Consider the following 8,904-nt stretch of genomic DNA (forward strand, 5'->3'; position numbering starts at 1 on the left):
CGCATCCAGCAGTTCACCAGCGCCGAACACTTGTGTGGCTTCGTCTTCCGCTTCGCCGGTGGTCGCGATCAGGATGTCGCGCTCGGTCGCGCGGTCGGGATAGGGCACATCGATCTGGACCAGAAACCGGTCCAGCTGCGCTTCGGGCAGCGGATAGGTCCCTTCCTGTTCGATCGGGTTCTGCGTGGCCAGCACGTGAAAGGGCGTACCAAGCGGCCTGTCCTGCCCGGCGACGGTCACGGTCTTTTCCTGCATGGCCTGCAAAAGTGCCGATTGGGTCCGTGGACTGGCCCGGTTGATTTCATCGGCCATGAGCAGCTGGCAGAAGATCGGACCCTCGATAAAGCGAAAGCTGCGCGCGCCGTCAGCGGCGGTATCGAGCACCTCTGATCCGAGGATATCCGCCGGCATCAGGTCCGGGGTGAACTGCACGCGCTTTCCGTCCAGCCCCATCACCGTGCCCAGCGTTTCCACGAGGCGCGTCTTGCCCAGTCCCGGCAGGCCGATCAGAAGCCCGTGACCCGCGCACAACAACGCGGTGAGCGTCAGTTCGACCACACGCTCCTGCCCGATGAAGCGCCGCGTGATGGAGGATTTGGCCGATGCGAGCTTGTCACCAAGGTCCTCGATCTGCGCCACCATGTCGTCCGACTGGCTCATGACTTTCGCTCTCTTCCGGTTATATGGTTGCGTTGAATGTAAGTGTATCTTGATCTCGGGAAATGGCAAAAGCGATGAGTGGACAAAAAACCGTGACACCTTCGGCCGAAAGCCTTGCCGCATCGGCCAAGGCGGCGAAAACAAAGGGCGGCCCCCCGCTGGAACAGTGGAACCCGCCCTTCTGCGGTGATCTGGACATGCAGATCCGGCGCGACGGCACATGGTTCTATCAGGGCACCCCCATCGGCCGGATCGAACTGGTGAAGCTCTTTGCCACCATCCTGTGGAGGGAGGGTGACGACTACTTCCTCAAGACGCCGGTCGAAAAGGTCGGCATCACGGTAGAAGACGCCCCATTCGTCGCGGTTGATTTCGAAGCCTCTGGGCAGGGGGAGGCGGGGGAGCTGACCTTTACAACGAACCTCGGCGATACCGCAACCGCTGGGCCCGACCATCCGATCCGCGTGGAGCGGGACGCCGAAACGGGGGAGCCGTCGCCCTATGTGCTGATCCGCCGAAACCTCGAAGCGCTCATCGACCGCAAGAGCTTTTACCGGCTGGTCGATCTGGGCGCGCATCACGACGGGTGGTTCGGCCTGTGGTCGGGCGGAGAGTTCTTTCGCATCATTCCGTCGGATGAGCTGCCGAACGAGGAATAACCGGAACAGACCGTATCCCGGCGAAAGGCGTTTGCATGAAATACGCGGCCAACCTGTCGTTGCTCTGGCCAGAGCTTCCCTACCTCGACCGATTCGACGCGGCTGCAGAAGCAGGCTTTTCCGCGGTGGAGATCCTGTTTCCCTATGACCTCGCGGTAAAGGAAACCCGCCGCGCGCTGCTTCGGAATGGGCTGGAACTGATCCTGATCAATGCCCCGCCGCCGAACTACACCGGCGGCGCGCGGGGATTTGCCGCCGTACCCGGGGGCGAGGCGCGGTTCCGCAGCGATATGAAGCGCGTCTTTCGCTATGCGGAGGCGCTGGGTGTTTCGATGATCCATGTGATGGCCGGAGAGGCGGAGGGAGAGACCGCCCGACAGACCTTTGTGGAAAATCTGCGCTGGGCAGCCGCTGCGGCCCCATCGGGCCTTATGCTGAACATCGAGCCTCTCAACCGTACCGCCATGCCGGACTACTTCCTCGCCTCCTACGATCTGGCGAGAGAGGTGCTGGAGGCGGTTGATCGCCCGAATGTCAGGCTGCAGTACGACAGTTATCATGCGCAGGTCATCCACGGGGACGCGGTAGAGGTCTTGACGGATTTCGCGGACTTAATGTCACATGTGCAGATCGGCGATGCGCCCGACCGCAGCGCCCCGGGGACCGGCAGCGTCGACTTCCCTGCGCTTTTCGAACGGCTGGCCCAACTGCATTATGACGGCTGGATCGCAGGGGAATATCATCCCGGGGGGTCTACGGAAAAGACGCTGGGCTGGCGGCAGATTCCCGCGCTTCATCAATCGGAATAATGTAGCTGTCGTAGTAGTTTGCGCTGATTCCAGTGGCCGCGGATCTGTTTCGTCAGAATGGTCGTCGGGATGAAGTGAACATCGTCGTTTTCATCGACGCAACGTTCGAACTTGCGTCGCGCGACGACCAGCTTCGAGGCATGGCCCGAAGCGGCGCCCACCGTGATCTCGATCTCCTTGACCGGCTCTCCATCGGGGATCTCGGTCTTCTGGCGGGCGCGGTAGATCAGGTCCCGGAAGCTGCCGATGTCCATGTATTCCCCACTTTTCAGCGGGCCCTGATTGGTCCGTTTGATGGGGTCCTCCATCGTGTCGAGGTTCAGTTCCTCCCGGTCGATGACCGAAGCCTCATATGTCTTTTCCCCGATGGTCAGCCGCGCGAGGATCGCGATGACATAGATCGGTTCCGTCGCCATGTTGGAGATGATGCAGCGCGCCCGTTCGTCTTCTGCCGCGCCGTGGCTGATCATGATGACGGCCTGACGCTGCCGCACGAAACCCATGTAGAGGATTTGCAGATAGGCAAGCCACACGAGTGCTGAAATCATACCCAGGCCGAGGCGCAGAAGCTCGGCGTTATCCTTGATCCATTCCATGCCGCTAAACGCCGCTTTTGCGCCGACGGGTCCATGCGATGGCCAGAAAAATCCGGATTCGCCCGATTCAGTGCGCCGCGGCCCAGTTTGCTCCGGTGCCCGCGTCCACCGTCAGTTTCACGTCGAGCTTCACCACAGGGTCATTCGCGTTTTCCATTACGTCCTTCGCGGCGGCGATCAGATCGTCCTCTGCCCCGCTGTCGACTTCGAAGAGAAGTTCGTCATGAACCTGTAGCAACATGCGGGCAGGCAAATGATCGATGGCCGCCGGCATACGGATCATGGCACGCCGGATCACATCGGCCGCCGTGCCCTGAATGGGCGCGTTGATGGCGGCGCGCTGGGCAAAGCCGGCGCGCGGGCCCTTGGCCCCGATCTCCGGGGTGTTGATCTTGCGACCGAACAAGGTCTCCACATAACCATGCGCCTTGGCGAAGTCCTTCGTATCGTTCATGTAATCGCGGATGCCGGGGAAACGTTCGAAATAGCGGTCGATGAAGCCCTGCGCCTCGCCCCGAGGAATGCGCAGGTTGCGCGCAAGTCCGAAACCCGAGATGCCGTAGATGACACCGAAGTTGATGGCCTTTGCGCGGCGGCGAATGTCCGGCGTCATCTCTTCCATGGGAACGTCAAACATCTCGCTCGCTGTCATGGCATGGATGTCGTCGCCCCGCGTAAACGCTTCCTTCAAGGCGGGAATGTCGGCGATATGCGCGAGGATGCGCAGTTCGATCTGCGAATAATCCAGCGCGACGAGCGTCTTGCCCTCTTCCGCGACAAAGGCTTCGCGGATGCGGCGGCCTTCCTCCGACCGGATCGGGATGTTCTGCAGGTTCGGATCGGTGGAGGCGAGCCGCCCGGTGCTGGCCCCGGCAATCGAATAGCACGTATGGACCCGACCGGTTTCGGGGTGGATGTGATCCTGCAAGGCGTCGGTATAGGTGGACTTGAGCTTTGAAAGCTGTCGCCAGTCGAGGATGCGCGCGGGCAGTTCATGCTCCGTCGCCAGATCTTCGAGGACATCGGCGCCGGTGGCATAGGCGCCCGTCTTGCCCTTCTTGCCGCCTGCCAGCGCCATTTCATCGAAGAGGATTTCGCCCAACTGCTTGGGCGAACCCACGTTGAACTTGCGGCCCGCCAGTTCGTAAATTTCGTCTTCCAGCCCGGCCATCTTCTGCGCAAAGGCGTTCGACATGCGCGACAGCGTATCGCGGTCCACCTTGATGCCCGACCGTTCCATCCCGGCCAGCACCGGGACGAGTGGCCGTTCGAGCGTTTCATAAACCTTCGTGACGCCCGCGCGATGCAGTTGCGGTTTGAATAGCTGCCACAGCCGCAATGTGATATCCGCGTCCTCGGCGGCATAGCACACCGCGTCGTCCACCTGCACCTTGTCAAAGGTGATGGCGGATTTGCCGGTGCCCAGCAAAGGCTTGATCGGGATCGGAGTGTGGCCGAGGTACCGTTCGCTGAGCGTATCCATGCCGTGGCCATGCAGACCGGCGTGCATCGCGTATGACAGCAGCATCGTATCGTCGAGCGGCGCCACCTCGATATTGAGGCGGGCGAAGATCTTGGCGTCGTATTTCATGTTCTGCCCGATCTTCAGGATCGACGGATCCTGTAGCATGGGCGTCAGCATCTTCAGTGCATCCTCCAGCCCCATCTGGCCCTCCGCCAGATCGTCGGAGCCGAAGAGATCGTCGGCACGGTTCGCCTTGTGGGTCAGCGGGATATAGCAGGCCTGCCCCGGCTCCACGCAGAGCGAAACCCCCACCAGTTCCGCCGTCATATCGTTGAGCCCGGTGGTTTCCGTATCCACGGCGACGTAGCCGCGCTCATATATCCGGTCCAGCCAGACCTGAAGCGCGCCGGCATCGCGAACACATTCGTAGCTTTGCGGATCGAAGGGCACATCGGCCATCTTCGGCATCTCGGGCGTCGCGGGGGCGGTTTCGGGGATCACGGGTGCCTCGCGGCCCAGACCTTCGGCGACGCGGCGCGACAGCGTGCGGAACTCCATCTCCGCGAGGAAACCCAGCAGTGTTTCGGGGTCAGGGTCGCGCACCTCCAGATCGTCGAGCGTGAAATCGAGCGGCGTGTTTTCGTCCAACAGTACCAGCTTGCGGGACAGGCGGATTTGCTCCGCATGGTCGATGAGCGTCTGGCGCCGCTTGGGTTGCTTGATCTCTTCGGCGCGGGTGAGCAGCGATTCCAGATCGCCATATTCGTTGATGAGAAGTGCGGCGGTCTTGATCCCGATCCCGGGCGCGCCCGGAACGTTATCCACCGAATCCCCGGCGAGCGCCTGCACGTCCACGACCCGTTCGGGGTAGACGCCGAATTTCTCGAACACGCCGTCACGGTCGATGCGGGTGTTCTTCATGGCGTCCAGCATCTCCACCCCGTCGCCCACAAGCTGCATGAGGTCCTTGTCAGACGAGATGATGGTGCAACGCCCGCCCGCCGCACGGGCCTGAACGGCAAGCGTGGCGATGATGTCGTCGGCCTCGAACCCTTCCTTTTCCTTGCAGGCGATGTTGAAGGCTTCGGTCGCCTTCCGGGTCAGGGGGATCTGGGGGCGCAGGTCCTCGGGCATTTCGTCCCGGTTCGCCTTGTACTGGTCATACATCTCGTTGCGAAAGGTATGGCTGCCCTTGTCGAAGATGACGGCGGCATGGGTGGGCGCGTCGGGGCCCGCGTTGTCCTGAATCATCTTCCAGACCATGTTGCAGAATCCCGCCACGGCCCCGATCGGGATGCCGTCGGATTTGCGGGTCAGCGGCGGCAAGGCGTGAAAGGCGCGGAAGATGAATGCCGAGCCGTCGATAAGATGCAGGTGATGGCCTTTGCCGAATGTGCCGGACATGGGGTGCCTCCGTAGGGTCGGCGCCCTTTTGCCACGAAGCGGCGCGGTCTGCCAGCATCAAGGGGGCGGCGCAGGGTCCTGCAAGGCGGCGTTGGCAGGGATCAACGGGTCTTCGGTGGGGGAGCGGTAGGCGGAACGCTTAAGCCGGTTCGCTTAGTCCTTGTCCGCGAAATCGGCGTGAATGTATTTCGCGTCGCAATAGCCGCATTCGACCCAGCCCTTGTCCTGCGGTATCTGCAGCCAGACCCGTGGATGGCCCAACGCGCCTTCCCCGCCGTCGCAGGCGACGCGGTAGGTGTTCACGATGCGGGTCTCGGGCGGCTGGATGGTCATGTCTGTCAGTCCTGAAGAGCGGCGTCTGCCCCGGTTATGACCAATGCCGCCACGCGGGGCAAGGCCCGCTCTGCCCGCGGGCGGCGGCGGGCTTTGGCGAATCGCCGCGCGGGTCACCCGGTGCAAAGGAAAGAGGTTCACCCCGCCCGCCGCAGAAGGTAAGACCGGCGCAGCAGAGCCAGAAAGCGAGCAGACGGCCCACCATGACCACACCCAAGCCAGTCGTTCTATGTATTCTCGATGGTTGGGGGCTGCGTGAGGAGCGTGAAGGCAACGCCCCGGCCCTTGCCCATACACCCAATTTCGACGGCATCATGGCCCGCTGCCCCAACGCGACGCTGATCACCCACGGCCCGGACGCGGGCCTTCCGAAAGGCCAGATGGGCAACTCCGAAGTGGGTCATACCAATATCGGTGCGGGCCGCGTCGTGGCCATGGATCTAGGGCAGATCGACCTCGCGATCGAAGAAGGCTCCTTCGCGGTCAATCCCCGGCTCACCGACTTTGCGCAGCGGCTGGTCGAAAGTGGCGGCACGGCGCATTTACTGGGTGTGGTATCCGACGGCGGCGTGCACGGGCACCTCAATCACATGGTCGCGGCTGCGCAGGCGCTCAACGCGGCGGATGTACCAGTTGTTCTGCATCTGATGACGGATGGGCGGGATGTGTCCCCCACTTCCGCGCTCACGTATCTTGAGGAGTTGCAGCAGGGATTGCCCGAGGGGGTACGCATCGCGACCGTAACAGGCCGCTATTTCGCGATGGACCGTGATACCCGCTGGGACCGCATCGCGAAGGCCACCGCCGCCATTATCTCGGGCGAGGGCGCGCGCGCGGATACGGCGCACGAGGCCGTGGAACGGGCCTATGCCCGGGACGAAACCGACGAATTCGTAACGCCGACCATCATCGGCGACTACGCCGGTGCCTCCGACGGTGACGGGCTATTCTGTCTCAACTTTCGCGCGGATCGCGCACGGCAGATCATGTCCGCGCTGGGTGACCCTGCATTCGACGCCTTCGATACCGGCCCTCGGCCCGACTGGGCGGCGCTGATGGGAATGGCGGATTATTCCGAACACCACGGCAGCTTCATGTCGACGGTCTATCCCAAGCCGGAAATCGTGAACACGCTGGGCGCCTGGGTCGCGTGCCATGGGCTGCGCCAGTTCCGGTTGGCGGAAACCGAGAAATATCCCCATGTAACCTTCTTCCTGAACGGGGGCGAGGAAGCGGCGGCGACCGGAGAAGACCGCCACATGCCGAAATCCCCGGATGTGGCGACCTATGACCTGAAGCCAGAAATGTCGGCCGACGAAGTCACCGACAGGCTGGTTGCGGCGATCCGCGACGGCTACGACCTGATCGTGGTCAACTATGCAAACCCCGATATGGTGGGGCATACCGGCGATCTCGACGCGGCGATCCGGGCCTGTGAGGCGGTAGATTCAGGGCTGGGCCGGGCCCTGTCCGCCCTGCGGGAGGTCGGCGGCGCCATGATCGTCACGGCGGATCACGGCAACTGCGAAACGATGATCGACCCCGAAACCGGCGGTCCCCATACCGCCCATACGCTGAACCCGGTGCCGGTCGTGATCGTCGGTGCGCCCGAAGGGGCGACACTGCGCTCCGGCAGGCTCGCCGATCTGGCACCGACCGTTCTGCAACTGCTCGGCATAGACCAGCCGGAGGAGATGACGGGGCGATCCCTGCTGAGATGATGCGCGCGCTGATCATAGGCTTGATGCTTTGGCCAGCGCTGCTCTGGGCGGAACAGGATGCTGCCAGACAGGCGCGCGCAGCCGCCGATCAGTTGGAGGCGGCGTCGGCGCTGCTCGATGCTGCGGAAGGCGCCGGGGACAGGGTGGCGGCGCTCACAGAAACGATACAGGCCTACGAGAAAGGGCTCGCCGCGATGCGCGCGAGCCTGCGGCAGGCCGCGATCAACGAAAGCCAGTTGCAGGCACGCCTGCAGGCCCGTGACGGCGAGGTCGCGCAACTGCTGAGCGTTTTGCAAAGCATTGGCGGGGACCCGTCGCCGGTGGTGCTGCTGCACCCAGACGGGCCGATGGGCACCGCGCGGGCGGGGATGCTGCTGGCCGAACTTTCCCCCGCGCTGAACGCGCGGGCCGAGGCGCTTCGCCGAGACCTCGATAACGTAAAGATGCTGCGGCGCCTGCAGACCGATGCGGCGGGCAGATTGCAGGAAGGACTGGCCGAGGTACAGGGCGCGCGCACGACGCTCAATCAGGCGATGGCGAACCGGACCGAACTGCCCAAGCGCTTTACCGAGGATCCGGTGCGCACCGCGATCCTCATCGCGTCGAGCGAAACGCTCGAAGGCTTCGCCAGCGGGCTTTCCGAAATCGCGACAGAGGAAATCGAACCGGCACCGGTCAACCTCGACGGAAAGGTGGGCGACCTCGCATTGCCCGTTCAGGGGCTGGTGCTGCGGGGGGCCAACGAGCCCGATGCCGCCGGCGTGTCACGCCCCGGTATCATCCTCGCCACGCGCCCGCGCGCTATCGTGACGACACCGGCGGCGGCAACGATACGCTATGTCGGCCCGCTGCTGGACCTCGGCAATGTCGTCATCCTTGAACCGCAGGTCGATACGTTGTTTGTATTGGCCGGACTGGACGTGGTTTACGGCGAAGCCGGCCAGGTCATAGCGGGGGGGACGCCGATAGGTTTGATGGGTGCGCCGCAAGGGGGCGCCCCGGGTGCATTGTCAACACTCAGTGATGGCACTGGCACCGATCGTTCCGAAACGCTCTATATAGAGGTCAGGCAAAACAACATTCCACAGGATCCACAGGATTGGTTCCGTACCGACAAGGATGAATAGGCAGATGAAGAAATTCGTGGAACAACTGCACAGACCGCGTGTTGGCCTTTGAGGAGGCTGACACGATGGCGGATAAAAAGAAAGATTTGAGCGACATCCTGGATACCCTTCAGGACCTGTCAGAAGACAA

General features: G+C 62.9%; 8 protein-coding genes. 4 read left to right on the plus strand and 4 right to left on the minus strand.

Features of this window, described 5'->3' with window-relative positions; genetic code table 11:
* On the minus strand, positions 1-660 hold a 660-nt coding region (locus A3764_RS03205), incomplete at its 3' end, for an AAA family ATPase (protein ID WP_067951157.1).
* Between the two features lie 74 nt (positions 661-734).
* Here A3764_RS03205 and A3764_RS03210 point away from each other — a divergent pair.
* Positions 735-1,319: a DUF1285 domain-containing protein gene (locus tag A3764_RS03210; protein ID WP_067926601.1), complete on the plus strand. Its 585-nt coding sequence runs from the start codon at positions 735-737 to the stop codon at positions 1,317-1,319.
* 35 nt (positions 1,320-1,354) lie between these two features.
* Positions 1,355-2,128 (plus strand): hydroxypyruvate isomerase family protein, encoded by a 774-nt coding sequence (locus A3764_RS03215; RefSeq protein WP_067926604.1) that lies wholly within the window; start codon positions 1,355-1,357, stop codon positions 2,126-2,128.
* On the opposite strand, the gene A3764_RS03220 is transcribed toward A3764_RS03215, so the two are convergent.
* The 3 genes from A3764_RS03220 to A3764_RS03230 all read right to left on the minus strand — a co-directional run bounded on the left by A3764_RS03220 (position 2,116) and on the right by A3764_RS03230 (position 5,926).
* Positions 2,116-2,724, minus strand: coding sequence for a hypothetical protein (locus tag A3764_RS03220; protein WP_067926607.1), 609 nt, complete (start codon positions 2,722-2,724; stop codon positions 2,116-2,118). The two genes, A3764_RS03215 and A3764_RS03220, sit on opposite strands and share 13 nt — an antisense overlap.
* 67 nt (positions 2,725-2,791) lie before the next feature.
* A complete protein-coding gene (gene polA / locus A3764_RS03225) occupies positions 2,792-5,593 on the minus strand; it encodes a DNA polymerase I (protein WP_067926611.1) in 2,802 nt (933 codons plus the stop codon).
* Positions 5,594-5,746: 153 nt separating this feature from the next.
* The gene (locus tag A3764_RS03230; protein WP_067926615.1) at positions 5,747-5,926 is read right to left on the minus strand and encodes a zinc-finger domain-containing protein; all 180 of its coding nucleotides are present in this window, start codon (positions 5,924-5,926) and stop codon (positions 5,747-5,749) included.
* A 203-nt stretch (positions 5,927-6,129) separates the two neighbouring features.
* Here A3764_RS03230 and gpmI point away from each other — a divergent pair, with 203 nt between their 5' ends.
* Positions 6,130-7,647: a 2,3-bisphosphoglycerate-independent phosphoglycerate mutase gene (gene gpmI, locus A3764_RS03235; protein WP_067926618.1), complete on the plus strand. Its 1,518-nt coding sequence runs from the start codon at positions 6,130-6,132 to the stop codon at positions 7,645-7,647.
* Complete coding sequence (locus tag A3764_RS03240) at positions 7,644-8,774, plus strand: murein hydrolase activator EnvC family protein (protein WP_067926622.1); 1,131 nt, start codon at positions 7,644-7,646, stop codon at positions 8,772-8,774. Before gpmI ends, A3764_RS03240 begins: the two co-directional genes overlap by 4 nt.
* Positions 8,775-8,904: the final 130 nt, after the last annotated feature.

Source organism: Sulfitobacter sp. HI0129 (assembly GCF_001635395.1).
In the GTDB taxonomy this organism is placed as follows: Bacteria; Pseudomonadota; Alphaproteobacteria; order Rhodobacterales; family Rhodobacteraceae; genus Sulfitobacter.

Coding starts and splice junctions, on each gene's coding strand:
- A3764_RS03210 (WP_067926601.1), top strand. CDS start 735: ATGAGTGGACAAAAAACCGTGACACCTTCGGCCGAAAGCCTTGCCGCA.
- A3764_RS03220 (WP_067926607.1), bottom strand. CDS start 2,724: ATGGAATGGATCAAGGATAACGCCGAGCTTCTGCGCCTCGGCCTGGGT.
- A3764_RS03215 (WP_067926604.1), top strand. CDS start 1,355: ATGAAATACGCGGCCAACCTGTCGTTGCTCTGGCCAGAGCTTCCCTAC.
- gpmI (WP_067926618.1), top strand. CDS start 6,130: ATGACCACACCCAAGCCAGTCGTTCTATGTATTCTCGATGGTTGGGGG.
- A3764_RS03240 (WP_067926622.1), top strand. CDS start 7,644: ATGATGCGCGCGCTGATCATAGGCTTGATGCTTTGGCCAGCGCTGCTC.
- A3764_RS03230 (WP_067926615.1), bottom strand. CDS start 5,926: ATGACCATCCAGCCGCCCGAGACCCGCATCGTGAACACCTACCGCGTC.
- polA (WP_067926611.1), bottom strand. CDS start 5,593: ATGTCCGGCACATTCGGCAAAGGCCATCACCTGCATCTTATCGACGGC.